Genomic DNA, 25,931 nt, shown 5'->3' with positions numbered 1-25,931 from the left:
CCACTGTCCAAGATTTTCCGCTTAACCGCTGAGAAGGGAATGTGCTGATGACCGAGGTGTCGGAGGAGCAGATCCGCAAGGCCGTCGATGAGGAGCTGCTGCGCGGGCTGGCCGCCCCGGAGGCCGGGGAGATCGACCAGCTGGACGCCTGGTGGCGGGCGAACAACTACCTCACGATCGGGCAGATCTACTTGCAGGGCAATCCGCTGCTGCGCGAACCGCTGGCGCCACGGCACATCAAGCCGCGCCTGCTGGGCCACTGGGGCACCAGCCCGGGCCTGTCACTGATCTACGCGCACGTCTCCCGGCTCATCCGGCACACCGGCCAGCAGGCGATCTACCTCGCCGGGCCCGGGCACGGCGGCCCGGCGCTGGTGGCCGCCGGCTACCTGGAGGGCACGTACAGCGAGATCTACCCGCACGTCGGCCAGGACGAGGCCGGGATGCTGCGGCTGTTCCGGCAGTTCTCCAGCCCGGGCGGCATCCCCAGCCACGTCTCGGTGACCACCCCGGGCTCCGTCCACGAGGGTGGCGAGCTGGGGTACGTGCTGGTGCACGCGTTCGGCGCGGTGATGGACAACCCGGACCTGCTGGCCGTGGCGGTGGTGGGTGACGGGGAGGCCGAGACGGGGCCGCTGGAGGGGTCGTGGAAGGGCGTGTCGTTCCTCAACCCCGAACGCGACGGCGCCGTGCTGCCGATCCTGCACCTGAACGGCGCGAAGATCGCGGGCCCCACCGTGCTGTCCCGCAAGGACCCCGATGAGGTGCGGCGGCTGCTGGAGGGCCACGGGTACGAGGTGCTGGAGGTGGCGGGCTCCGACCTGCCCGGCATGCACCACCGGTTCGCCGCGACGCTGGCCGACGCCTGGGCGAGGATCCGCGCCATCCAGCACGCGGCCCGTACCGGCGGCTGGGACGGGAGCCGCCCGCGGTGGCCGCTGATCGTGCTGCGCTCGCCCAAGGGCTGGACCGGGCCCGGCCAGGTGGACGGCGTGCAGATGGAGGGCACGTGGCGCTCGCACCAGGTGCCGCTGTCCGGGGTGCGCGACAACCCCGAGCACCTGGCCATCCTGGAGGACTGGCTGCGCTCGTACCGGCCGGAAGAGCTGTTCGACGCCACCGGCGCGCCCTCCGAGCTGGTACGCGCGCTGGCCCCGAAGGGCGAGCTGCGGATGAGCGCCAGCCCGCACGCCAACGGCGGCCTGCTGACCCGCGACCTGGCCCTGCCCGACTTCCGCGACTACGCCGTGGAGGTGCCGCAACCGGCGCAGACGCGGGTGGAGTCGACCCGCCGGCTCGGCGAGCTGCTGCGCGACGTCTACCGCGACAATCCCGACAGCTTCCGGCTGTTCTGCCCGGACGAGACCAACAGCAACCGGCTCGGCGCGGTGTTCGAGGTCTCCGATCGGGCCTTCGCCGAATGCGTCACCGATGACGACGTGGCGATCAGCCGGGACGGGCGGGTGATGGAGGTGTTGTCGGAGCACAACTGCCATGGCTGGCTGGAGGGCTACACGCTGACCGGGCGGCACGGCATGTTCGCCACCTATGAGGCGTTCGCGATGGTCAGCGCCTCGCAGACGGTGCAGCACGGCAAGTGGCTGCAGGAGGCGACCCGGCTGCCCTGGCGGGCCAAGGTGCCCAGTCTGAACGTGCTGCTCACCTCGACCGCCTGGCGCAACGACCACAACGGCTTCTCCCACCAGGGGCCCGGCCTGATCCAGGTGGTGCTGACCCAGCGTGGTGACGTGGCCCGCGTCTATCTGCCGCCGGACGCCAACTGCCTGCTGTCGGTGGCCGACCACTGCCTGCGTTCACGCTCGTACATCAACCTCATCGTCATCGACAAGCAGCCGCAGCTGCAGTGGCTGAGCATCGATGAGGCGATCGAGCACTGCGCCCGCGGCGCCGGGATCTGGGAGTGGGCCGGCACCGACGACGGCACCAGCGACCCCGACATCGTGCTGGCCTGCGCCGGGGACGTGGTCACCATGGAGACGGTCGCGGCGGCGCAGATCCTCAAGGAGCGGCTGCCCGGGTTCAAGGTGCGGGTGGTCAACGTCGTGGACCTGATGACGCTGCCGCGGCCGAAGGACCATCCGCACGGGATGAGCGGGACGCTGTTCACCGAGCTGTTCACTGACACCGTGGATGTGGTGTTCGCCTTCCACGGCTATCCCGGTGCCATCCATCAGCTGGTGCACGGACGTCCGGACGCCGACCGGTTCCGGGTGCGTGGCTTCATCGAGGAGGGCACCACCACCACGCCGTTCGACATGACGGTGCGCAACCGGGCGTCCCGGTATCACCTGGTGATGGACGCCCTCAACAACGCCCGGCGGCTGCCGCGCGGCGCGAGCGAGCTGATGGCCTGGTGCGAGCGCAAGCTCGCCGAGCACCAGGCGTACGTGGTCGAGCATCTGGAGGACATGCCCGAGGTGCGTGACTGGTCGCTGGGGGACTGGGCGCAGAAGGGCTGAGCGGACGCGACGAGCGGCCCCCACTGGTCTCGCCAGTGGGGGCCTTGCCGTCCCGGGCTCGGCATCTCAGGGCCTAAAGTCCCCTGAGTCGGGGACCGCCGCCTCTAAGGAACGCACCGGAGGCGAGCGGATCATGAAAACATGAGAATCGGCATCAACGGATTCGGCAGGATCGGCAGGGCCGTCCTGCGCCGCGCGCTGCGCACCGACCTGGAGATCGTCGCCGTCAACGACATCACCGACGAGGCCACCCTGGCCCACCTGCTCAAGCACGACTCCACCTACGGGCCGCTCGACGTGCCCGTCACCGCCGCCCCCGGCCTGCTGGAGGTCGACGGCCGCACGATCGCCGTGACCTCCGTCGCCGACCCGGCGCAGCTCGACTGGCGGGCGTACGACGTCGAGCTGGTCATCGACGCCACCGGCCGCTTCCGCACCCGCGACGCCCTGGCGGGCCACCTCAAGGCCGGCGCCCGCAGGGTGCTGCTGTCGGCGCCGGGCAAGGGCCTGGACGCCACCATCGTCCCCGGCGTCAACGACGCCGCCTACGACCCGGCCCGCCACGAGATCGTCTCGCTGGCCTCCTGCACCACCAACTGCGTGGCCCCGATGGTCAAGGTGCTGCACGAGAGCTTCGGCCTGGTGCGCGGCTTCATGACCACCATCCACGCCTACACCGGCGACCAGGTGCTGCTGGACGCCCCGCACAAGGACCCGCGCCGGGCCCGCTCGGCCGCCGTGAACATCGTGCCGACCACCACCGGCGCGGCCCGCATGGTAGGCCAGGTGCTGCCCGAGCTGAACGGCCGCCTGGACGGCATCGCCATCCGCGTGCCGGTCGAGGACGGCTCCATCACCGACCTGTCCGCCCAGCTCACCCGCTCCGTCACCGTGCAGGAGATCAACGACGCCTTCGCCGCCGCCGCCGCCGACGGCGCGCTGCGCGGCATCCTGCGCTACAGCACCGACCCGCTGGTCTCCCGCGACATCATCGGCGACGCCGCCTCCTGCGTGTTCGACTCCGCGCTCACCCAGGCCAGCGGCGACCTGGTCAAGGTGTTCGGCTGGTACGACAACGAGTGGGGCTACGCCAACCGGCTCGTCGAGATGGCCCAGCGGATGGTGTGAGCGACACGAAGACGACGAAGGCCCGCTCCAGCCAACAGACACTTCACCGAGCGAGGGACGTGATCATGGTGACGCTGCTCACCATGAGCTTCGACGAGAACAGCATGTGCGCCGCGCGCCATGCCGTCCGCGACGAAGCACGGCGACGGGGACTGACGAGCGAGCGGCTCGACAACTTCCTCACAGCGGTCAACGAGAGCATCGGCAACGCCGTGGAACATGGCGGAGGGCAGGGCTGGCTCACCCTGTGGTGGGCGGACGACGACCTGTTCTGCGAGGTCAGGGACGCCGGCCCCGGTATTCCGGCCCGCACACTCGACCAGGCGTGCCTGCCCCCGCCCTCCGTGCCCGGCGGCCGGGGGATCTGGTTGATGCGCCGCCTGGCCGACAGCGCTGTGTTCAGCACCGGCCCCGACGGCACCGCCGTACTCCTGCGCATCGGCGTGGCACCCCCTGCCCCTCCGGGGTGCCACGCCCAGCGCTGTCGTCCCGGCTGGGTGTTGAACACCGACGGCGCCTGCCCGGCCCGCCACCAGCAGCCTCCGGACGCCGAGCTCGGTAGCGAGTGAAACGGACATCACACACCTCCTGCCGCCGACGCCGCCGGACCCGGACCGGCTGCGCGGAGCGTCCGAGGGCCCCGCCTGTGTGCCGAAGGTCCCTGCCCACGGGGAGGACCAAGGTCCTTCTGCCGCGGGTCGTCCGGCTCTGAGCAGCGGCCGCGAAAACCGATGTGATGAAGGTGCACAAGGGAAACGCGACAGAACAGGAAAGGCAGGCCCGCCATGGCCACCACCATCAACCAGCCCGTGATGCACGCCGGCGTGGGCAAGGCGGAGCACAAGAACCCCGTCGACTACGTCTGGGCCGCCGCCCGGATCGCGATCGGCTGGATCTTCCTGTGGGCCTTCCTGGACAAGACCTTCGGCCTCGGCTTCGCCACCCCGGCGGCCAAGGCCTGGATCAACGGCGGCAGCCCCACCACCGGCTTCCTCAAGGGCACCGGCGAGCACGCCCTGGGCGGCTTCTTCACCGGCCTGGCCGGGCAGGTGTGGGTGGACTGGCTGTTCATGGCCGGCCTGGCCGGCGTCGGCGTGGCGCTCGTGCTCGGCCTCGGCACCCGGATCGCCGCCGGCGCCGGCACCGCGATGCTGCTGCTCATGTGGGCGGCCGAGCTGCCCCTGACCACCAACCCGTTCATGGACGACCACATCGTCTACGCGATCGTCCTCATCGGCCTGGCCCTGGCCGGCGCCGGCCGCACCCTCGGACTCGGCAACCTGCCCATCGTCCGCCGCACCCCGTGGCTCCAGTAGCCACCCCGGCAACCCGCCCGCCCTGCCCCCAGGGCGGGCGGGTCTTCGTCGACCTTGAAACTGATCTGAAGGAGAAGTCATGATCCTCGTGGGAGTGGACGGCTCGCGGGCCGGGCTCGAGGCCGCCGGCTGGGCGGCGCGGGAGGCGGCCCTGCGGGACGTGCCGCTGCTGGTGGCGCACGCGATGCCGCGCTGGGCGTACGAGACGGAGACCGGCCGGCTGGCCGAGGTGGCCGCGTGGATGCGCGAGGGCGGCAGGAGCGTGCTGACGGCGGCGGAGGAACGCGCGCGCGGCGACAAGCCGAAGATCAGCCTGCGCACGACCTTCCTGCCCGACGACCCGCGCGCCGCCCTGATCGAGGCCGCGCGGGACGCGGAGCTGCTGGTGGTGGGCAGCCACGGGCTCGGCGGGGTGCGCGGGATGCTGGTCGGCTCTGTCGCCTACGGGGTGGCCGGGCACGCGCCGTGTGACGTCGTGGTGGTCCGTCAGGTCTCCTCGGCAGGTGAGATCGTGGCCGGGGTGGACGGGTCCGCGGCGTCGCCCCGGGTGCTGGAGTTCGGCTTCGCCGAGGCGGCGCTGCGCGGCGCCCGGCTGCGGGTCGTGCACGCCCGCGCCCAGCAGGGGTTCGAACCCGCGGCGGGGGAGGGACCGGGCACGCTGAAGGAGACGCTGAGCGGCCTGCGCGTGCGGTTTCCGGGGGTGGCCGTCGTCGAGGAGCTGGTGCACGGCCATCCGGTCGAGGTGCTGCGGCAGGCCGCGGCCGGCGCGGAGCTGTTGGTGGTCGGCTCGCACGGGCAGGGCATGTTCGCCGGGATGGTGCTGGGCTCGGTCAGCCACGCGCTGCTGCACCACGCCCCGTGCCCGCTCGCCGTGGTCAGGATCGAACGGTGATCCGGCTGGACGGCTACCTGGAGCTGATCGGCTTCGTGCTGGACGGGGTCGATCGGCATCCTTCCCTGACCCGCATCCGCAGCATGGGACGCCCGCACGAGCCGCAGGGGTCGAAGGCGAGCGGTACCTGGTGGCGATGCTCGGCCGGAACACGAACTGGGTGCTCAACGTGCGCGCGGCCGGGGGGCGAGCGGTGCTGCGCCACGGCCGGCGCACGGACGTCCGGCTGGCGGAGGCCGAGCCCGCGAAGCGTGCTCCCATCCTGCGCCGCTACCTGGCACTCGCGCCGGGCGCGACCGCACCTGCCGGTGGACCGGCCCGCTCCGCCGGCGGAGTTCGAACGGGTCGCGCCGGACTTTCCCGTCTTTCACATCCTCACAGCTCGAGAACCAGACGGGCGGGCACGGTGCCGGCCAGGACGTCGTCGAAGGACTGGTTGATCTCCTCCAGCTTGCGGGTCTCATAAATGACCTTGGTGCGTCCCGCCGCGTGCAGCCTGAACACCTCGGCCAGGTCGGCGCGGGTGCCGACGATGGAGCCGATGACGCTGATGCCGCCCAGGACGGTCTCGAAGATCGGCAGGCTCATCGTGTTGTCCTTGGGCAGCGACACCAGCACCAGCCGGCCGCCACGGCGTAGCGAGGCGTGCGCCTGCTCCAGCACGCGCGGGCTGGCGGCCAGCACGATCGCCACGTCCGCGCCGCCCAGGGACTTGATCTCGGCGACCGGATCGGTGCGCGCGGCGTCGACCGTGTGATCGGCGCCCAGCTCCCTGGCCAGGCGCAGCTTGTCCTCGGTGACGTCCACCGCGATGGTCTCGGCGCCGAAGATCTGCGCGTACTGCTGCGCCAGGTGGCCCAGCCCGCCGATGCCGAAGATCGCCGCCCGCTCGGCGGGGCGCAGGCCCGAGACCTTGACCGCCTTGTACGTGGTCACCCCCGCGCAGGTCAGTGGCGCGGCCTCGGCCGGGGCGACGCCGTCGGGCACCGGCACCACGTAGGCGGCGTGCGCGACCGCGTACTCGGCGTGGCCGCCGTTGACGGCGTACCCGCTGTTCAGCTGGGACTCGCACAGGGTCTCCCGGCCGCTGACGCAGTATTCGCAGCTGCCGCAGGCGTAGCCGAGCCAGGGGATGGCCACCCGCTCGCCGACGACCCTGCCGGTCACGGCGGAGCCCACCTGTTCGATGACGCCGACGCCCTCGTGGCCGGGGATGAACGGCAGCGCGGGTTTGACCGGCCAGTCGCCCTGGGCGGCGTGGATGTCGGTGTGGCACAGCCCGCTCGCTTCGATGTGGACCAGGACCTGAGCGGGCCCGGGCTCGGGGACGGGCACCTCCTGGAGTTCGACGGGCTGGTCGAAGGCGGTGACGACGGCAGCGCGCATGGTTCTTCTCTCCCTATATCGGCTCTCACCTCCAGCTTCATGCCCCGGCGGCGCCCTGATCAGTGCCGAAGGTCCCGTACGTGAGGGGTCACGTGTCACCTTCGGCAGGGCCTTGCGTCACCCATCGGTCTCAACCGGCGGATCGGCGCGGCAGTCGCCGTCACGGCGGCGCAGGTGCACGACGGCGGACCCGGCCCCGTCGAGGAGGAGCTGCTGGAGGTGGCGGGCACGCCGCTGATCGCGGAGCCCGATCCGGCAGGAAGCCCGCGATGTCAGCTGCTGGCGATGCCGTGGGCGCGGAACTGGGCGTGCACGCGTTCCAGCAGCTCCCGGCCGGGTGGCGGCACGTCGGCGAGGGGGAAGCGCAGGCCCAGGCGCTCGTACTTGGCGGTGGCCAGGCGGTGGAAGGGCAGCACGTCCACCCGCTCGACGTTGCCGAGGCCGGCGACGAAGCGGGCCAGGGCGTCCACGTTGTCCGGCGCGTCGGTGAGCCCGGGGACCAGCACGAACCGCACCCAGGTGGGCCGGCCCAGCTCGGCCAGGCGGCGGGCGAAGCGCAGGGTCGGCTCGACCGGGCCGCCGGTGAGGCGCCGGTAGGTGGCCGGGTCGTAGGACTTGATGTCGAGCAGCACCAGGTCGGTGTCGGCGAGCAGGGCGTCCGTGGCGCGGACGCCGAGCAGGCCGGAGGTGTCCAGGGCGGTGTGCAGGCCGGCCTCGTGGCAGCGGCGCAGCAGCTCGCCGGTGAAGCGGGGCTGCAGCAGCGGCTCACCGCCGCTGATCGTCACGCCACCGCCGGCCACCGAGATGAACCGCCGGTACTTCTCGATCTCGGCCATGATCTCATCGGCGGTGACCTGGCGGCCGTCGCGCATCCGCCAGGTCTCCGGGTTGTGGCAGTACTGGCAGCGCAGCGGGCAGCCCGCGGTGAAGACGACGAAGCGGGTGCCGGGGCCGTCCACGCCGACCGACAGATCCCAGGAGCTGACGGAACCGTTCACAGCGAGCCGTGGAAGGTGCGGTTGACGACGTCGCGCTGCTGCTCGGGGGTGAGGCGGACGAAGTTGACCGCGTAGCCGGAGACGCGCACGGTGAGCTGCGGGTAGCGGTCCGGGTGCGCCATGGCGTCCAGCAGGACGGCGCGGGTGAGGACGTTGACGTTCAGGTGGAAGCCGCCGGCGTCGAAGTAGCCGTCGAGCACCCCGGCCAGGTTCGCGACGCGCTCTTCAGGGGTGCGGCCGAGCCCGTCGGGGGTGGTGGTGCTGGTCAGGCTGATGCCGTCGAGGGCCTGGTCGTAGGGGAGCTTGGCGACCGACAGGGCGGAGGCGATCATGCCGTGCCGGTCGCGGCCGTTCATCGGGTTGGCGCCGGGGGCGAACGGCTCACCGGCGCGGCGGCCGTCGGGGGTGTTGCCGGTGTGCTTGCCGTAGACCACGTTCGAGGTGATCGTCAGGACGGACTGGGTGTGCTCGGCGTCCCGGTACGTACGGTGCTCGCGGATCTTGGCCATGAACGAGCGGACCAGCTCGACGGCGATGGCGTCGGCGCGGTCGTCGTTGTTGCCGTAGGCCGGGAAGTCGCCCTCGACCTGGTAGTCCACCGCCAGCCCCGACTCGTCGCGGATCACCTTGACGCGGGCGTGCTTGATGGCCGACAGGCTGTCGGCGGTGACCGACAGACCGGCGATGCCGCAGGCCAGGGTGCGCTTGACCGGGTGGTCGTGCAGGGCCATCTCCAGGCGCTCGTAGGCGTACTTGTCGTGCATGTAGTGGATGACGTTGAGCGCGTTGACGTAGGTGCGGGCCAGCCAGTCCATCATCCGCTCCAGCGCCTTGCTCACCTCCTCGAAGTCGAGCACCTCGCCGGTCAGCGGCGGGTACGCGGGGCCGACCTGGGCGCCGGTGAGCTCGTCGCGGCCGCCGTTGATCGCGTACAGGAGGGTCTTGGCCAGGTTGACGCGGGCGCCGAAGAACTGCATCTGCCGGCCCACCGGCGCGGCCGAGACGCAGCAGGCGATCGCGGTGTCGTCGCCGGTGCGGGGGCGCATCAGCTCGTCGCTCTCGTACTGGATCGCGCTGGTCTCGATGGACAGGGCGGCGCAGAAGCGTTTGAACGGCTCGGGCAGGCGCGGCGACCAGAGGACGGTCAGGTTCGGCTCCGGCGCGGGGCCGAGGTTGCGCAGCGTCTGCAGGTAGCGGAAGCTCGTCCGCGTGACCAGGGGACGGCCGTCCTCGCCGAGGCCGCCGATCGACTCGGTCACCCAGGTCGGGTCGCCGGAGAAGAGCTGGTCGTACTCGGGGGTGCGCAGGAACCGCACGATGCGCAGCTTGATCACGAAGTCGTCGACGAGCTCCTGCGCCCGCTCCTCGGTGATGCGGCCCTCGGCGAGGTCGCGTTCCAGATAGACGTCCAGGAACGTGGAGGTGCGGCCCAGCGACATCGCGGCGCCGTTCTGCTCCTTGATCGCGGCCAGGTAGGCGAAGTACAGCCACTGCACCGCCTCCTGCGCGGTCGCGGCCGGGCCGGAGAGGTCGTGGCCGTAGGCGGCGGCCATCTGCTTCAGCTCGTTCAGTGCTCTGAGCTGCTCCGACAGCTCCTCGCGATCGCGGATCACGGCCTCGGAGGCGTCCGCGTCGTCCAGGGAGCGCAGCTCGGCGCGCTTGGCCTCGATGAGCCGGTCCGCGCCGTAGAGGGCGACGCGGCGGTAGTCGCCGATGATGCGGCCGCGGCCGTAGGCGTCCGGCAGGCCGGTGATGACGCCCGCCTTGCGGGCCCGCAGGATCTCCGGGGTGTAGGCGTCGAACACGCCGTCGTTGTGCGTCTTGCGGTACTTGGTGAAGATCTCCTTGACGGCGGGGTCGAGCTGGTAGCCGTAGGCGGCCAGGCCGTTCTCCACCATGCGCAGCCCACCGGCCGGCATGATGGCCCGCTTGAGCGGGGCATCGGTCTGCAGGCCCACGATCAGCTCACGCTCGCGGTCGATGTAGCCGGGCGCGTGCGCGGTGATGGACGACGGGGTCGCCGCGTCCACGTCGTGGATCCCGCGCCGCCGCTCCTCCGGGAACAGGGCGCTCACCTTCGCCCACACGGCGCGGGTGCGTTCGGTGGGACCGGACAGGAAGCCCGCCTCGCCGGTGTAGGGCGTGTAGTTGGCCTGGATGAAGGCGCGGACATCCACGCTGTTCCGCCAGGCCGTGCCCCTGAAGCCACGCCACGCCTCGGACGCGATCGCCGTCATGGTTCCCCCTTCGTGTCGGAAGTCCGCTTTCACCCTCCTTGATGTGCGCGGCCAGCACGGCGGCCGAAGGGCACCTCCCGGGGGGACCAAGGTCACCAGGATGGAGGACGTCAGCCTCCGTACCTGCGGCGACGGCGCTGATGTGCTGGTGATGAGCCTGGAAGGAGGACATCATCACGTCCGTCACTCCGCTGCCGCGGCGCCGCAGGCTGGGCCCGTGGATGGCGACGGCGCTGGTCGTCGGCAACATGATCGGCTCAGGGGTGTTCCTGCTGCCCGCGTCGCTCGCGGCGTTCGGCAGCGCCAGCCTCGTGGTCTGGGTGCTCACCGCCACGAACCCATCGGCCAAGGCAATCCGGTCACGGTGCTGGCCAGGGCGTCCCGGCAGGCCGATCTGGTGGTGGTCGGGTCGCGCGGGCTCGGCGGGTTCGCCTCCGCCGGGCTGGGCTCGGTGAGCCGCGGCATCCTGCGCCGCGCCCACTGCCCGGTGGCCGTGGTCCGCCGGTCGTGATCCGCCGGCCGGACAGCACATCATGACCGTCATCCTCGCCCCGCCGCATCTGAACGCGCCGGCGCGCTCACCCCGCCCACCACGCGGTGTCGGGGCGATCCGGCTCCCGGCGGCGAATGGTGGAGCTTGCGCGCCGTGCGCGGTCTCCGGCGCGAGCGGACGCGCAGGGACCTTCAGGAGGACCTTGGTCCCTGGCCGGTCGCGTGCCATCCCGACAGGGTGTGGAGCATGAGAATCCTGTTGACCGAATCGGAGCGGGCCGCGGCCGCGGTCCCGGCGGCCCTGCTCGCCGCGGAAGGACATGAGCTGGCCTTCTGCCACGGCGCCGACGACGGTGGCGCGCCATGCGCCGGTCTGGCGGCAGGCAGGCGCTGCCCGCTGTCGGAAGGGGGCGTCGACCTCGTCGTGGACGTCCGGCCGGCGCCCGGACGACTGACGCTACGGGAGGCAGGGGTGCTGTGCGCGTTACGCAGCCGCGTCCCGCTGCTGGTGGCCGGGCCGACACCGGAAGACACCGCGCTGGGCGAGGCGGCGACGATCTGCCGAGCCGACGAACTCGTGGACGCCTGCGCCTGCGCCATGGCCGCCACCGGCCCCGCGGCCAGGCGGGCGGTGAGTGAGGCCATCCGTCCTCTGTTCCGCGAGGACGCGGACCGGCCGCACGTCCGGTTGATGGAGCTGGAGGGGACGGTGCACCTCTACATCTCCCTGCTCAGCGAGAGTGACGGGCCGCTGCTGGAGGAGGTACGCCGCAGGGCCTGGCTCGCCTACATCCAAGCCACCAGAGGACGGTACGAAGCCGTGGCCCACGTCGCCATCATGTCCAAAACCTGACCTCCTTCGCCCTCCGCCACGGTCCCTCTTCAGCATCAGGCACGCCGGCTCCGGCAGCTTGGAACGCACCTCGCCGCGGACGTCCACGCCGTTGCCGTGGGGCGGCCATACGTCCAGCACCACGTCATCCGGCACTCATCACATCGTGCGTCATGATCCTCCGGGCGGTGCCTCGCGTACGGACCGAAGCCCTTCAAGGCACGGCCGTTGATCGCAGCCGTGTCTCATGCCCACCGCGACGGTTGTCGTCACTGCGGCAGTGCGCGGGCACCGGACAAGGAGAGTGGGCGCATGCCCGACGAGATGCGAGACTGATCGCATGTCGGAAAGTGAGGTCCGTCCGTTGATGCCGCAGATGCGACTCGATGAGCTTCTCGCAGAGCTGCAGACCAGGCTCACCGCCGTGCTGGCCACCCGTGACCGCGTGCACGCCCTGCTCGAAGCCGTCGTCTCCGTGGGCAGCGACCTGGACCTGGAGACCGTGCTGCGGCGCATCGTCGAGACCGCCACCACCCTGGTGGACGCCAGCTACGGCGCGCTCGGCGTGGTCGGCGAGGAGAACACGCTCCTGCAGTTCATCCCGGTGGGGCTGACCGAGGAGGAGATCGCGAAGATCGAGCACTGGCCGCACGGCCTGGGCCTGCTCGGCCTGCTCATCAAGGACGCCCGTCCGCTGCGGCTGGGCCGCATCTCCGACCACCCCGAGTCCTACGGCTTCCCGCCCGGCCACCCGCCGATGGGCACCTTCCTCGGCGTCCCCGTACGCGTCCGCGACGAGGTCTTCGGCAACCTGTACCTCACCGAGAAGCGCGGCGGCGGCGAGTTCGACGAGGAGGACGAGGCCGTCGTCATCGCGCTGGCCACCGCCGCCGGCGTCGCGGTGGAGAACGCCCGCCTGTACGAGGAGTCGCGGCGGCGCGAGACCTGGCTGCAGGCCTCCGCCGAGCTCACCACCAGCCTGTTGTCCGGCGCCGACCCGCACGAGGTGCTCGCCACGATGGCGGCCCGCGCCCGCCAGATGTGCGACGCCGACCTGGTCCAGGTGCTGCTGCCCGAGGCGTCCGGCGAGTCGCTGACCGTGGAGGTGGCGGACGGCGAAGGAGCGGACGAGGTGCTGGGGGCCACGTTCGACCTCGCCTCCACCCTGGCGGGAGACGCCTTCACCCAGGGCGAGCCGCTCTCGGAGACGGACTTGCAGAGCGTCGCCGACCTCGACTCACCGCTGCGGCGGCTGGGCTATGGACCCGCGCTCCTGGTGCCGGTGGGCGCCGTGCCCAGGGTCCGCGGAGTGCTCACCCTCACCAAGCGCAGCGGCCGGCTGCCCTTCAGCCACGGCGACCAGCAGATGCTCGAGGCGTTCGCCGGCCAGGCCGCGATCGCGCTGGAGCTGGCCGAGGCCCGCCGCGACGCCGAACGGCTCGGCCTGCTGGAAGACCGCGACCGCATCGCCAAGGACCTGCACGACGTGGTCATCCAGCGCCTGTTCGCCACCGCCATGACCCTGATGAGCACGGTCCGCCTGGTGGAACGGCCGGAGGCGTCCAAGCGGCTGCAGCACGCGATCGACGAGCTGGACGAGACGATCCGGCAGATCCGCTCGTCCATCTTCGCCCTGCAGGGCGCCCGCGAGGACAGCGCCCCCGGCCTGCGCGCGCAGATCGTCGACCTGGTGGAGGGCGCGGGCGGGCACCTGGGCTTCATGCCCGGCCTGCGCATGGAGGGCCAGATCGACACCCTGGTCGGCGAGCAGGTCGCCGAGCACCTGCTGGCCGTCCTGCGCGAAGCGCTGTCGAACGTGGTACGCCACTCCCACGCCACCCGTGCCGAGGTGTCGATCGAGGTCGCGGCCCGGCGGCTCACCCTCGTGATCTCCGACAACGGCGTCGGGGTCGGGCAGGGCGGGCGCCGCAGCGGGCTGCGCAACATCGAGGAACGCGCCGGGCGGCTGGGCGGCACCGCCGAGCTGGACAGCCCGGAGCCGGGCGGGACCCGGCTGAGCTGGGAGGTGCCCCTCTGACAGCGGGCCGCCTGTCCCTGCGTGCGGGCGGCGTCCCGGGACGGCAAGATCAGGAGGCGTGATGCGGCGGCCGTCGCACCCGCCGGCCGCGCGACGGTGACCCGCTATTCGCAGGGGCCCTGGACGCCTCCGTAGCCCACTTCGGCGCCGTCGGCGTCCTTCTGATGGCCGCGGCGGGCGTCGCGGTCGAAGATGCCCATGATCTCGCACGGCCCGCCCTCGGCGCCGATGGCGTGCGGCATCATGGTGGGAAACTCCGCGGCCTGGTTGGTCTCCATGCGGAAGCGCCGGTGGCCGAGCATGAGGATGGCGGTGCCGGACAGCACCACCAGCCATTCGCGGCCGGGGTGGGCGCGCATGCGGGCCGGGTTGTCGGGCGGCGGGTCGGTCATCCGCTGACGCATCACGCTCATGCCGGGGTCGCCCTTCACCGGCCAGCGCATCAGGCCGTGCGTGCTGTCGATCATCGGGCTGATGACGACGTCCTCGGCGGCGTTCTCCACGAGCTGGTCCAAGCTGGTGTCCAGCGCGCGGGCGAGGGTGACCAGCTGGTCCAGGGCGAGGCGGCGCTGGCCGTTCTCGATCCGGCTCAGTGACGACTGGCTGAGGTTGGCGCGCGTGGCCAGCTCCTCCAGCGACCAGCCTTGCGCGACCCGTAGCGCGCGGATCCGTTTGCGTACGAGGCCGTCCAGCTGCCCATCTTCTTGCGTCATAGGCAACATGGTATGCCCCACATGCAACAAGCGCTTAATGTCGCATCCAGGCGGATCTTCGCAACCTCACCGAGCTGGCGACCGGCCCTGTCCGGCGCTGATTCCGCATGCCCTTTTCGGAAGGAAACCATGAGTATCAACCAGCCTCCCCGGACGGCGGCCAAGCCGGCAAGCAACGGGAGCACACCGGACGCGCGTCAGCTGCGCGCCATCCTGATCGCCGTCTCGATCGCCTTGATGGCCGTCATCGCCTCGGTGTCCGGGCTCAGCGTCGCCCAGACCCACCTGGCCGTCGAGTTCAGCGCCTCGCAGACCACCGTTCTGTGGATGATCAACATCTACACCCTTGCCCTGGCCGCACTGCTGCTGCCGCTCGGCGCGATCGGCGACCGGCTGGGCCGCAAGCCCATGCTGATCACCGGGCTGATCGTCTTCGGTGCCGCCAGCGCCGCCGCGGGGCTCGCCCCGTCGGCCGCGGTGATGATCGGCGCCCGCCTGGCCGCCGGCGTCAGCGCCGCGATGATCATGCCGATCACGCTGGCCGTCATCACTTCCACCTTTCCCGAGAACGAACGAGGCAAGGCGATCGGCGTGTGGACCGGCGTCGCCGGAGGCGGCGGCATCCTGGGCATGTTCCTGTCCGCCCTGCTGGTCGACGTCGCCGACTGGCGCTGGCTGTTCGTGCTGCCCGTGGCGCTGATCGTCGTCGCGCTGGCCATGACGCTGAGATCAGTGCCCGACTCCCGCGAACGCTCCGCCCACTCCTTCGACACCATCGGCGCACTGGTCTCCGTCATCGCCGTGATCGGCCTCATCTTCGTCCTGCAGGAAGGCCCCGAACGCGGCTGGACCGCCCCCATCACCCTGATCAGCCTGGCCGTCGGTGTCGTGGCCGCGATCACCTTCGTGGCCTGGGAGCTGCACCGCCGCGAGGCGGCTCTGCTGGACGTCCGCCTCTTCCGCGAGCGGGGCCTGGCCTCCGGCTCCATCACCCTGCTGGTCGTCTTCGGCGTCCAGGCCGGTATCGCCGTCGTTCTCTTCCCGTTCTTCCAGGCCGTACTCGGCTGGTCCGGGCTGCTGTCGACGGTGGCGATGATGCCGATGGCCGTCATGATGATGGTGACCTCGGGCCTGGCCCCGAAGCTGGCCGCCAGGATCGGCGCCCGCTCCACCATGACCGCCGGCGTCGCCCTGGGCGCGCTCGGCCTGGCCCTGATGGCCCTGTTCGTATCCGTCGACGGCGGCTACCCGTCCATCCTGGCCGGCATGCTCGCCATGGGCATCGGCATGGGCCTGTCGATGACGCCCTCCACCGAGGCCATCACCGGCTCACTGCCCCGCGCCGAGCAAGGCGTCGCCTCCGCGCTCAACGACGTCACCCGCGAGCTCGGCACCGCTCTCGGCGTCGCCACGCTCGGCGCGCTCCTGGCCGACGGCTACCGCAGTGCCATCGACGGCAGGCTCGACGGCATCCCCGCGGGCGCCGCGCAGACCGCCCGCGCAGGCATCGCCAACGCCATCGAGGCCGCGCCCGGGACCGGCGGCCACGCCCAGGACCTGATCGACGCGGCACAGCAGTCCTTCGTCGACGGCTGGCAGCAGGCCATGTGGATCGGCGCCGGCGTCATGGCCGCACTGCTCCTCTACGTCGCCCTGCGCGGCCCGAAGCACACCGCTCCACTCCACCCCGATGCCGAGGACGTCGCCGTCCGCTGACCATGCCGCACAATGTCCGCCATGGGCTCCTCCTTGATCCTAGCCAGCCTGCCCCTCGCCATCGGCATCGTCATGCTCGGCCTGGGCCTCAGCCTACAGGGGGAGGCGTCCCGCGATCCGGTCGTCCAGGTGTACGGCCGGCAAGCCTGGGGCCTGCACCAATGGGACATCGGCAACATCGGTGAGGCCTTGCGATGCTTCAGCGAGAACAACCCCGCCCTGCTCGACGGCGTGGTCTTCGCGCACAGTGAGACCCCGATCCGGCGTGACGTCTCGGGCGAGTGGCCCGGCTGGCACGCCGTCGTCACGGCACTGCACGGTGACGTCGGGACGGCGCAGACCATCATCGACAAGGGGGACGGCCCCGACGACGCGTATGCGGTCGCGACCTGGGCCTACTGCACCGCGATCATCGCTTCGATGGTCGGTGACGCGGGCTGGGTGCTGCGCATGATCGATCGCTGGATGACCGTGGGCACCGGCCGCGCCGCCGTTCAGCAGGAGCACTACATCCGGCTGATCTGGTACTGGGCCCGCGCCCTCGACGGCGACGACCCGGCCGGCATCGCGGCGGAGACCGACCAGATCCTGGCCGGAACGCTGGTCGACCCGCCGCGCCGAGAAGTTGCTCGCCGAACTCTGAACGCGCTCAGTGCGCGGTGTTCGAGCGGGGCGGCGAGTAGCTCCAGACGTGGAAGACCAGCCCGATGCCCCAGAAGACTATCGACTACAGCGGCCAGGTTCATGGGCGAGCGGCGGGGCGCCTGCCCAGCTCGGTAGCGGCTCGCAGCTCCCTCTCCACTGCGGCGGGAGGCGGGTGCTTCCGGAAGCCGCGACGATGCCGCCGACGATGGCGCACGTGGTGTCGACATCCCCGCCGGCCGCCGCCGTGGTCCACATGGCCGTCTCGACGTCATGGCGTTCACGGGCTGCCACCCAGAGGGTGAACGGCACCGTGTCGTGCGCGGAGACCTGTCGCCCGTTGCCGAGCATCCGGGCGGCCAGCGTGGGGTCGCTGATGGTGAGGAGCTGCCGGGCCTCGGCGATCCCGTCACGGACCATGCTCGCGGGCACGTGCCCGCTGACGCGATCGAGGAAGTGCCCGGCAGGCAGACCGGGGTCGCTGACGGCTACGGCTGTGGCCACCGCGACGGCGACGGCGCCGGCCACCGCTTCGGGATGAGTATGGGTGACCTGCGCCGACAGGGTGGCCTGATGGACGACTTCGGCCAGGTCGTCGGCGAACCAGGCACCGAGTGGCGCCACCCGCATCGCGGCGCCGTTGCCCCACGAGCCCTTGCCGTCGAAAAGCCCCGCGGAGAGCGCCCGCCAGTCGGCTCCTTCACGTACCAGCCGGAGCATCCGGTTTGTCGCCGGGCCGTATCCGCGGTCGAAGTCATGACGGGTGGCGAAGCTCGTGGCGAGTTCGTCCTGGTCGATGGTGCCGTGGTCGGCCAGGACGCGGTAGATGGAGCACGCCATTTCGGTGTCGTCCGTCCACTGCCACGGGGCGGGCGGAAGGAGGCGAGAAGAGAGGACGGGTCGATTGGCCGGGACGAAGAACTGGGAGCCGAAGGCGTCGCCGAGAGCCAAGCCATGAAGTGAGGCTGCGGCTCGTGCAGGGAGATGAGCTGACATCGCTCTCATTGTGGTGTACGTCGGCCGTTCGCCGATGTACATCACGTTCAGCTGTGCTGATCCCGGGACGTCACCCACGTGGTCTGCGAGGTGAAAGACGGCCCTCGAGCATTTCCGGGGCCACGTGCCGACGGTGCCGTCGAGTCGTTCGCGCGGGATGTCGGCGTGGCCGTTGTGGCGAGCGTATTCGCCGTTCATGTGGATGAAGGCCCAGCGCAGGCACATCGGACCCCAGCGCGGGCTGACGAAGATCGCGTCAAGTGGCATGTCCGCGGTGGTCTGCCGGGCGGCGCTCTGCTCGGCAGGCCACCGGCCTCTTCATGCGTCTCGACGCGCCGCCCCTCGGGCAGCACCACGACCGGCGCCCTCGCACTCGTCCTGGCCGGCGGCGCCACCTTCGGCGACATCCGGGACTGGCGCGGCCCGGAGACTCGCCGCTGCCGGCCCTGACCACGCCCGAGCAGTTGCTGGCCGCCCACCTGATCCGATCAGGCCAAGGCCATGCGCCGTATCGAGGCCGAGGCCACCAGGACGGGCTCACTCGTGGACGAGATGTCGTCTCCATGCGTGAGCCCACCATCGCCCGTGCCTTCGTGGACGCACACGTGCAGGCCGCTCACGGTGGAGCCTGCTTGATCATGTGGGCAGTTCGTGCTGCGCTACGTATGAATGTGTCCCGGCAACGACAACGGCCCCGTCCCGTCGCGTGCCTCCTCAGCGGGCAGAAGGCTGCGATCTTCCCTGCGGCCGCCGTCGTCACCTCGGGCAAGACCGTCAAGCCAGCGCTCATGGACGCGTGCGAGGGAACGGCCATGAGCCAGTCCGCGTCCCTCCGGCCTTGACCAGCGGCGTGAGTACCTCCGCCTGCCGCCAGTATTCACTTGAACCGGACCCGGCCACGTGACCCTCGTCGTACAAGCCGCGTTCAGGCGCCGCCCGCCCACCGGTACTGACTCCTTGCTGCCGGGCGCTCATGGCTCGATGTGATGATCCATCAGTCGGCCTATCTGGACGGGCGTGCGGATCTCGACCGCGTGCGGAGGAACGCTGGTCTCCTGAAACGTGTGCGCCGAAGAAGGCCAGCTGGGCCGGCGATAACGCCGATGCGCCTCGGCGGTGTCCACATGCCACACACTCGCCCGCAAGGACAGCGAATCCACCAGCCAGAGCTCGTAGTCGTCACGATACTCGGCCAGGTGGGTGATGTAGCTGGTGAGCACCGTCTGCGCGACCGTCTCGGCACTCTGGGCCAGGATGATCCCCTCGGACCGCTCGCCAGGAGCCTCGTACCAGCCCTTGGCATGCTGGTCAGTGTATTCGACGAGATAGGCGAACCGTCCGGCGCTCTCAGGCGCGTCGTCCGGCTCACCGAACCGTTGGGCCGCCTGCGCGGACAGCCACGACCAGTCGGCGATGCTGGCATAGAGAGCCGTCCGCTGTTTGATCGGCGGGTCGCCGTGGGTGGTGGTCTCATCCAGGGGCGGCATGTTGAGCAGAGCCGCCACCTGGTGAAGCAGGGGGAGAGGGACCAGGCGGTCCCGCACCTTGGCGAGATCGAGTGTCACGACCCTCAGTGTGGTGGGTAGTTCAACGGCTGGTCAGGAGAAGGCTTAAAGATCTTCCTGGCATATCCGGGGGCGGTGCGGCAGTGCTCATGCTGCGTTCCGAAGGGCAGAGGGCGATTATGGCCTTCGCCAGGAGAACAACCGCTTCCTATTGGTCCGTCAGAATGGCGTCGGCAAATGCACGCATCAGCGCGATGAAGTTGGCTTGCTGGAGTGCGCAGGACAGACGCATCATCTCGCGGCGCAGGGCGGTGAGGTGCTCGTTCATGTGCCGGCGGAGACCGGCAGGCGAGACGGTGGCCCTGGAGGAGTGGGAGGCTTAAGGGATGCGTACCTGGTTCGAGCCTGAAGAGGCCGAGGAGTTCGAGGCCGCCAAGAGCCTGCTGATCCGGCGGTGTGTGACCTGGGCGCAGGAGCACCGGCATCCCGTCGATGACCTGCTGCTCTCCGCCGCCGTCGACGCGCGGCACGAGAGCCGGGACGGTCGGCTGGCGTACTGGGACGAGGCGGATATCAGGTTCTTCTTGCTGCGGTACGTGCCGTACGCGGTGACGGCCTCGCGGGAGGAGCTTGAGCGAGCGCCGGAGGTGCTGCGCACGTACCTGCGCTATCTCGACGTGACGGGGCTTCGCGATCCGCGCGGCGCCACGCTCGCGCAGGCGGAGGGGGTCATCGAGGGGGCGCGGGTGGAGTATGCGGCCGCGCTCGACGATCCGACGTTGCGGGGGCTGGCGACGTTCTGGGCGCATACGGCTCTTGAGCAGGGCGTGGATCTCACCGTTCCCGGGGCGTTCGAGCGGTTCAAGCGCGATCTCGACGCCGGGCGCGTTCCGTACGACGAGCAGGTGCTCGACCAGATCATGGAGAACCGCTTCCTGCACGGTGGCATCGGCGAGGAACGCGCTTTCCCGCAGCCGCCTGTCTCTCTGCCGCCTGCGGCGGAGCTGGCGGAGGCCGCCGCGGGCAGCCGGACGGTGCAGCGGCTCATCGCCCTGGCCGATTGGGTGGGCAAGGATGGTCGCGCCCTCACGGATGCGGGCAATCTGCGCGTCGCGGACGCTCGCGAGGTGTCGGCCCTGCTGGGCACCGATGAGGAGCGGTTGCGGGTCCGCAGTGCCACGGATCTGCCGCAGCTCAATGTGCTGCTCGCCTGGGCCAAGAAGCTGCGGCTGGTCCGTATCAGCAAGGGCCGGCTGTTGCGGGTGGCCAAGGCCGCACCTCTGCTGAGGGATCCGGAGGCGTTGTGGCGGCGGGCGTTCGAGGTGCTGCCGGAGCTGGGGCGGGTGGTGACCGTGCCCGTCACGACGTGGCGGCCCGAGCCGATCCTGGCCGAGCTCTTCGAGGAGATCCTGCCGGACGTGCTCAACTCCATGTACGGGCTGGACGAGATGCCCGTCGTCCGGCTCGAAGAGACGGTGTGGCTGGCCTGCCAGGAGTACTTCGTTCTCGACCAGGGGGAAGAGCGCCTGCGTGACCTCTGGCGACGTGAGGTTGCTCTGGATCTGGGGCGCATGTTCGCGGTTCTGGCCGAGCTCGGGGTCGTGGAACTCTCACGCGGTCCCGCCGATCCTCTCTTCGCGAGCGACCTCGATCACGCCGACCAGCCCCTGCCGCCGGACGCGGTCGAACGCCTGCGTGCCGCCCTGGCCGAGCCGGAGCTCCCGCTGGTCCGGCTCACCCCGCTCGGCGTGCGGGGTGTCCGCGACCGGCTCCTCGCCGAGGGCCGTGACGCTCCGCTCATCGGTGAGCTGGCCACCGCACCCGCGGCTGGGCTGCTCGGGGTGCTCGCGCAGCACTATCCGCCGGAGGACGCCGTCGTGGAGCTCCAGGGGTGGCTGGCCCGGCCGGGGCAGGACGTCGAGGGGTTGCTGCAGGTTGTGCGGGATTGTCCGTTCCGTACGCGGGCGTGGGCGATGTTGCGGGTACTGGCCGATGCCCTACCCGAACGGCGGCTCCTGCATGAACTGCGTCATGACCCGGTCCTCGGGCCTGCCGTGTGGTCCCTGCTCGTCGATGCCGGGGAGATGAGCCCCGAGGCGTTGAGTGAGCGGGAGAACCTGCTGATGGGGGCGGAGAACTTCCTGTCGGTGCTGGAGCTCGCAGGGCCTGAAGGGCTGGTCGAGCAGATCAGGAGCATGGGGGGTGGAGACGCGTACGAGTTCGTGGAGGCGATCCTGGCGTCGGGGCATCCCGATGTCGTGGGGTTGCGGGAGCTGCGCGAGCTGGTGGCCGAGCCGCTCCGCAAGACAGCCCGCCACCCTCTACGCTTCGTTCCTACCCGGCCGCCGGGAGCCCGGGGCCGCCGGAAGAAGCGCAAGCACTGATCTGGACCCAGACCTTCACCTGGCGGCGAAGGTCTGGGTCCAGTAGATCGCGCCGTCGGAGTCCTTGACCGCGCCGACTCCGATGAAGGTGAACCTGCAGTTCATGATGGCGGGTTTGGTGCTGGAGGCGTTCATCCATGCCTGTACGACCTGGGCCGGGGTGCGCTGGCCCTTGGCGATGTTCTCCGCGAAGCTGGTGCCGCCGGTGAAGCCGGCCTCCTCGATGCGGTCGGTGAGGGATCGGCCGTCGCGGGAGGTGCCCGCGAAGTAGCCCTGCTCCGCCATGTCGGTGGAGTGCCCGCGGGCGGCCCGGTGGAGTTGCGGGTGGTGCTTGAGGGCCCGGCATCCCTTCTTCTTGGCCCGCCGGACATTGACCAGGCGCACCACCTCGTTCTCCTGCGCCGATCCCACCTTGGCGGCGCTGGATGCGGACGCCGTGACAGCCCGCGCCGGGCTCGCGGGTGCGGTGATGGTGGCCAGGGCGGTGGTTGCGGCGAGTAATCCGAGGGGGCGGCGCATGGGAGGTTCCTCCAGGTGCGATAGATGCTGGACGGCTCCGCATTCTGACGTGATCAAGATTGTTTTGTCATCCATGTCGCAGTGAGGGTGAAGAACGGCGGGCATGCGGTCCGGCGTCGAGGACGTCGATCAGCGGGGCCGACGGTGGAGGACGATGTGCTGCGCTGCGCTTCGCAGCCATGGCGGAATGCGGTGCGATCGTCGGTGAATCGTCGTCGCCGCCCTCTGCGTTGCGGCGGATGCATCGTGATCAGATTCTCCTGACTCATCCCGGCACCTCGAAGCTCGACGTAATCGAGCTGCACCGAAGTAGTGGACCGGCTCAGGAAAGTTCTAGGCACGCACGAAGCCGCTCGACGCCGGCTCCGGTGTGCAGATCGGTGGCCTGCGGACCGGAGCCCGCCAGGTGGTGTACCGCGATGCGCACCGGCACCTGCTGGCCCATGCGATGACGTTCGATCTGGACGGATCGCACCTCACCTGCACCATCCGGAGCATGAGCAGTCTCGTGGAGGAGAGCTGCACGGTGGCGCTCGCCACCGGCCAGGTCCGGCGCCTGCCGCGCCCGCGCTGGCGCACGTGTGTAGCAGAGAAACCGTCGGGTCAGAGGTCGAAATGCTCGGTCGAGAAGCGTGCCCCCGGCAGGTTCGAACCTGCGGTACCCGCTTCCGTTCACCGTCCGCCATGTCTGCTCATGGGGAGTGGTTCGTTCTCAAGGGGTGTCAGCCCGCCTCCGCGGCCCCTCACGATTCACGACTTGACCAGCACATACGCTCGCCCAGGATCAATCAAGACCCGCACATTGGTCCCCTCGCCCAACACCCCCTGCGGATCAGGCCCAGGCACAGTCACCATGAGAGTCCCCGAGCCGGTCTCGACCTCGTAATCCACACTGTGCCCATGAAAACCGGCCCGCAGCACCGTGCCCACCCCACCCTCGGGCGCAGCAGCCAGCGAAAGCGTCTCCGGCCGCACCATGAGGTAAGCGGCAGTGTTCGCCTGTACGGCAGGATGCGCGGCGACGGTCATGTCCCGCCCCAGCGCGGTGACCACCGCACTCCCCGCCTCCACGAGCCGAGGGACGACCTCGATGAAGTTCGCCCGGCCGATGAAGTCCGCCACGAACACGGTGGCCGGGCGGAAGTAGATGTCGGACGGGGTGGCCGTCTGTTCGATGCGGCCCTTGTTCATCACCACCACCCGGTCGGACATGGTCATCGCCTCGTCCTGGTCGTGGGTGACGTACAGGCTGGTGATGCCGAGGCGGCGCTGGATGCGGCGGATCTCGGCGCGCATGGCGACGCGCAGCTTGGCGTCGAGGTTGGACAGGGGCTCGTCGAAGAGGAGGACCTCCGGTTGCATGACGAGGGCGCGGGCCAGGGCAACGCGTTGTTGCTGGCCGCCGGAGAGCTCGTGGGGGCTGCGGTGTTCGAGGCCGGTGAGGTTCATGCTGGTGAGGGCGATGCGGATGGCGCTGTCCGTCTCGTCCTTGCCGCGGTGCAGGGAGCGTAGGCCGTAGGCGATGTTGTCGTACACGGTGAGGTGGGGGAAGAGGGCGTAGCTCTGGAAGACCATGGCCATGGGGCGGCGTTGCGGTGGGAGCGCGTCGATCGGGTGGTTGTCGAGGCGTACGTGGCCGCTCGACGCCTCCTCCAGGCCGGCGACGATGCGGAGCGTGGTGGTCTTGCCGCAGCCGGAGGGGCCGAGCAGGGTGATGAACTCGCCGGGTGACACGTCGAGCGAGACCGAGTCGACGGCCACGACCGGGTCCGCGCCGCGGGCTGTGAACGCCTTGGTGAGGCGGTCGAGGCGGAGGCGTCCGCGGGGTGTGTCGTTGGTCATCGTTGGTTCCTTCCGGTGACGCGGTGCAGGGTGGCGGTGCGGCCGACGAGCAGGCGGATGAGGGCGAAGCCGGTCAGTACCAGGACCGTCAGCACCGTGCAGTAGGCGAACGCGACGCCGTAGCGGCCGGTGTTCGCGGCGCTGAGGATCTGGGAGGTGATGATCTGCGTGCCCGGGGTGACCAGGAGGATGATGGTCGAGATGGACGTCATGCTGCGGGCGAAGCCGTAGCTGAGTCCTGTGAGCAGGGCCGGTCGGATCAGCGGCAACGTCACCCGGCGGAACGTGCGCAGGGGGCCGACGCCGAGGTCCTTCGAGGCCTCCTCCAGGCTTGGATGCACCTGTGACAGGGCCGCCGTGCTGGTGCGCAGGCCGGCGGGCACGGAGCGGATGACGTAGGCGAGCACGATCACGAGCGCTCCGCCGGCCACCGCGCTGCCGCCCACGAGGCCGGGCAGGACGAGGACGTCCCCGACGTAACGGTCGGGTCGGTAGGCGAGCAGGTAGCCGATGCCGAGCACGGTTCCCGGGACGGCGACTCCGAGCGTGCCCGCGAAGTCCAGCCAGCCGCCGGAGCGGGGTAGCTGGCGTACCGCGAGCCAGGCTATGAGCAGGCCGAACAGGCCCGCGATCGGGGTGGCGACGGTGGCCAGCAGGGTGGTGTCCAGCAGGGCCGCGCGGCCGACGCCGAGCAGGACCTCGTGCAGGTGGGTGAAGGTGAGGGTGTGGTCCACGCCGAACACGCGGGTGACGCCGCCCGCGACCACCGTGCCGTAGAGGGTGACGATGATCAGCGCGACGAGGCAGGCCAGCGCCAGGATCGGCCAGCGCACCCAGCTCGTGACCAGCTGCACGTTCCCGGCCGGGCGGCCGGTGATGGTGGTGCGGACCTTGCGGCCCAGCCAGTAGCGCTGGGCCGCGAACACCCCGATCGACGGCACCAGCAGGATCAGGCTGTAGACGGACGCGCCGGTGACGTCGTACTCACCGGTGACGGCCAGATAGGCGCGGCTGGCCAGCACCGTGTAGTCGCCGCTGACGACCAGCGGGTTGGCCAGGTCGGCGATGGCCTCCACGAACAGCAGCAGGAACGGAGCCGCCAGCCCGGGCGCGAGCAGCGGCAGCATCACCGTGCGGAAGATCCGCCACCGGGAGGCGCCCATGGTCATGGCGGCCTCCTCCATGGCCGGGTCCAGGCCGCGCATCATGCCGAGCAGCCCCAGGTAGGCCACCGGGAACAGCGACAACGACAGGACGAACACGAGCCCGTCCAGCCCGTAGATGTCGTACTCGACGCCGAGCAGCCCGTGCGTCACCAGCCCTCGCCTGCCGAACAACACGATCGTGGCCGTGGCCACCGCGAACGGCGGGCTCACCACCGGCACGAGCGCGATGACGTGCAGCACCCGCTTGCCCGGTACGTCCAGCCGGGTCTGCACGAAGGCGAACAGGAAGCCGATCGCGGTGCCGGCCAGGCCGACCAGGAGGCCTAGCACCAGCGTGTTCCCCAGGATCCGCAGGTCGACCGGGGAGGTGAAGAACCGCGCGTAGCGTGGCCAGGCCTCCGGTGACAGCGCGGATCCCAGCACCGCGCCGATCGGGAAGATGCTGCCACTCAGGACGAGTACGGCGCAGGCGGTGATCGCCGCCAGCACGCTCAGCTCACGACGACGACGACGACGGCGTCGGCGGCGTCGGCGCGGCGGTCGCCTCGCCGAGGTGGGTGTCGGGGTCGGCGTCGTCGGGGTCGGGGTGGGCGGCGGATCGTCGGGTGGAGAGTGTGGCAGAGCAGTCATGGGTGGTTCTCCCGCTCAG

At 70.6% G+C, this 25,931-nt stretch carries 21 protein-coding genes and 1 pseudogene; 11 read left to right on the top strand and 11 right to left on the bottom strand.

The window, feature by feature from the left end; all coding sequences use genetic code 11:
* The first annotated feature begins 47 nt into the window (after positions 1-47).
* From LCN96_RS45620 to LCN96_RS45600, 5 genes are all read left to right on the top strand, one after another.
* Positions 48-2,480: a phosphoketolase family protein gene (locus tag LCN96_RS45620; RefSeq protein WP_225268639.1), complete on the top strand. Its 2,433-nt coding sequence runs from the start codon at positions 48-50 to the stop codon at positions 2,478-2,480.
* 141 nt (positions 2,481-2,621) lie between these two features.
* A complete protein-coding gene (gene gap / locus LCN96_RS45615; protein ID WP_225268638.1) occupies positions 2,622-3,608 on the top strand; it encodes a type I glyceraldehyde-3-phosphate dehydrogenase in 987 nt (328 codons plus the stop codon).
* Positions 3,609-3,673: 65 nt separating this feature from the next.
* Positions 3,674-4,177 (top strand): ATP-binding protein, encoded by a 504-nt coding sequence (locus LCN96_RS45610; RefSeq protein ID WP_225268637.1) that lies wholly within the window; start codon positions 3,674-3,676, stop codon positions 4,175-4,177.
* Positions 4,178-4,393: 216 nt separating this feature from the next.
* On the top strand, positions 4,394-4,924 hold the full coding sequence (locus LCN96_RS45605) for a hypothetical protein (protein WP_225268636.1): 531 nt from the start codon (positions 4,394-4,396) through the stop codon (positions 4,922-4,924).
* 79 nt (positions 4,925-5,003) lie between these two features.
* A complete protein-coding gene (locus LCN96_RS45600; RefSeq protein WP_225268635.1) occupies positions 5,004-5,816 on the top strand; it encodes a universal stress protein in 813 nt (270 codons plus the stop codon).
* 375 nt (positions 5,817-6,191) lie between these two features.
* Here LCN96_RS45600 and adhP read toward each other — a convergent pair whose 3' ends face one another.
* The 3 genes from adhP to pflB all read right to left on the bottom strand — a co-directional run bounded on the left by adhP (position 6,192) and on the right by pflB (position 10,437).
* Complete coding sequence (adhP, locus tag LCN96_RS45595) at positions 6,192-7,202, bottom strand: alcohol dehydrogenase AdhP (protein WP_225268634.1); 1,011 nt, start codon at positions 7,200-7,202, stop codon at positions 6,192-6,194.
* A gap of 272 nt (positions 7,203-7,474) precedes the next feature.
* Positions 7,475-8,200, bottom strand: coding sequence for a pyruvate formate-lyase-activating protein (gene pflA / locus LCN96_RS45590; RefSeq protein WP_225268633.1), 726 nt, complete (start codon positions 8,198-8,200; stop codon positions 7,475-7,477).
* Positions 8,197-10,437 (bottom strand): formate C-acetyltransferase, encoded by a 2,241-nt coding sequence (gene pflB, locus LCN96_RS45585; RefSeq protein WP_225268632.1) that lies wholly within the window; start codon positions 10,435-10,437, stop codon positions 8,197-8,199. The genes pflA and pflB overlap by 4 nt, the downstream gene beginning before the upstream one ends.
* Between pflB and LCN96_RS57555 the strand changes: the two genes are divergently transcribed.
* The 3 genes from LCN96_RS57555 (at position 10,358) to LCN96_RS45565 (ending at position 13,799) form a co-directional block, all read left to right on the top strand.
* On the top strand, positions 10,358-10,948 hold the full coding sequence (locus LCN96_RS57555) for a universal stress protein (protein ID WP_397351808.1): 591 nt from the start codon (positions 10,358-10,360) through the stop codon (positions 10,946-10,948). The genes pflB and LCN96_RS57555 overlap by 80 nt on opposite strands.
* A gap of 228 nt (positions 10,949-11,176) precedes the next feature.
* Entirely contained in the window at positions 11,177-11,782 is a 606-nt protein-coding gene (locus tag LCN96_RS45575) for a hypothetical protein (RefSeq protein ID WP_225276289.1), read from the top strand.
* A gap of 319 nt (positions 11,783-12,101) precedes the next feature.
* On the top strand, positions 12,102-13,799 hold the full coding sequence (locus tag LCN96_RS45565; protein ID WP_225268631.1) for a sensor histidine kinase: 1,698 nt from the start codon (positions 12,102-12,104) through the stop codon (positions 13,797-13,799).
* A 104-nt stretch (positions 13,800-13,903) separates the two neighbouring features.
* Here the strand turns inward: LCN96_RS45565 and LCN96_RS45560 are convergent, their stop codons facing one another.
* Positions 13,904-14,512: an XRE family transcriptional regulator gene (locus tag LCN96_RS45560; protein WP_225268630.1), complete on the bottom strand. Its 609-nt coding sequence runs from the start codon at positions 14,510-14,512 to the stop codon at positions 13,904-13,906.
* A gap of 129 nt (positions 14,513-14,641) precedes the next feature.
* On the opposite strand from LCN96_RS45560, the gene LCN96_RS45555 reads away from it, so the two are divergent.
* Both LCN96_RS45555 and LCN96_RS45550 read left to right on the top strand, forming a co-directional pair.
* Positions 14,642-16,228, top strand: a complete 1,587-nt coding sequence (locus LCN96_RS45555) for an MFS transporter (protein ID WP_225268629.1) — start codon at positions 14,642-14,644, stop codon at positions 16,226-16,228.
* Between the two features lie 21 nt (positions 16,229-16,249).
* Positions 16,250-17,008, top strand: a complete 759-nt coding sequence (locus LCN96_RS45550; protein ID WP_225268628.1) for a hypothetical protein — start codon at positions 16,250-16,252, stop codon at positions 17,006-17,008.
* Here the strand turns inward: LCN96_RS45550 and LCN96_RS45545 are convergent.
* From LCN96_RS45545 to LCN96_RS45540, 3 genes and pseudogenes are all read right to left on the bottom strand, one after another.
* Positions 16,949-17,866 (bottom strand): ADP-ribosylglycohydrolase family protein, encoded by a 918-nt coding sequence (locus LCN96_RS45545; protein ID WP_263657555.1) that lies wholly within the window; start codon positions 17,864-17,866, stop codon positions 16,949-16,951. The two genes, LCN96_RS45550 and LCN96_RS45545, sit on opposite strands and share 60 nt — an antisense overlap.
* 147 nt (positions 17,867-18,013) lie before the next feature.
* Positions 18,014-18,166, bottom strand: a pseudogene (locus tag LCN96_RS56960) (mycothiol transferase); the annotation flags it as partial.
* A gap of 671 nt (positions 18,167-18,837) precedes the next feature.
* Positions 18,838-19,431, bottom strand: coding sequence for a hypothetical protein (locus LCN96_RS45540; RefSeq protein ID WP_225268626.1), 594 nt, complete (start codon positions 19,429-19,431; stop codon positions 18,838-18,840).
* A gap of 326 nt (positions 19,432-19,757) precedes the next feature.
* Between LCN96_RS45540 and LCN96_RS45535 the strand changes: the two genes are divergently transcribed.
* Positions 19,758-21,755 (top strand): hypothetical protein, encoded by a 1,998-nt coding sequence (locus LCN96_RS45535; RefSeq protein WP_225268625.1) that lies wholly within the window; start codon positions 19,758-19,760, stop codon positions 21,753-21,755.
* A 15-nt stretch (positions 21,756-21,770) separates the two neighbouring features.
* Here LCN96_RS45535 and LCN96_RS45530 read toward each other — a convergent pair whose 3' ends face one another.
* The 4 genes from LCN96_RS45530 to LCN96_RS45515 all read right to left on the bottom strand — a co-directional run bounded on the left by LCN96_RS45530 (position 21,771) and on the right by LCN96_RS45515 (position 25,771).
* The gene (locus tag LCN96_RS45530; protein ID WP_225268624.1) at positions 21,771-22,274 is read right to left on the bottom strand and encodes a CAP domain-containing protein; all 504 of its coding nucleotides are present in this window, start codon (positions 22,272-22,274) and stop codon (positions 21,771-21,773) included.
* A gap of 322 nt (positions 22,275-22,596) precedes the next feature.
* A complete protein-coding gene (locus LCN96_RS45525) occupies positions 22,597-22,749 on the bottom strand; it encodes a hypothetical protein (protein ID WP_225268623.1) in 153 nt (50 codons plus the stop codon).
* A gap of 275 nt (positions 22,750-23,024) precedes the next feature.
* Positions 23,025-24,116: an ABC transporter ATP-binding protein gene (locus LCN96_RS45520; protein ID WP_225268622.1), complete on the bottom strand. Its 1,092-nt coding sequence runs from the start codon at positions 24,114-24,116 to the stop codon at positions 23,025-23,027.
* A complete protein-coding gene (locus LCN96_RS45515; protein WP_225268621.1) occupies positions 24,113-25,771 on the bottom strand; it encodes an ABC transporter permease in 1,659 nt (552 codons plus the stop codon). The genes LCN96_RS45520 and LCN96_RS45515 overlap by 4 nt, the downstream gene beginning before the upstream one ends.
* Between the last annotated feature and the right edge of the window lie 160 nt (positions 25,772-25,931).

The sequence above is a fragment of the Nonomuraea gerenzanensis genome, assembly GCF_020215645.1.
GTDB lineage: Bacteria > Actinomycetota > Actinomycetes > Streptosporangiales > Streptosporangiaceae > Nonomuraea > Nonomuraea gerenzanensis.
The sequence above is the reverse complement of the archived record's forward strand: the minus strand, read 5'-3'. Positions and strand labels throughout refer to the sequence as shown.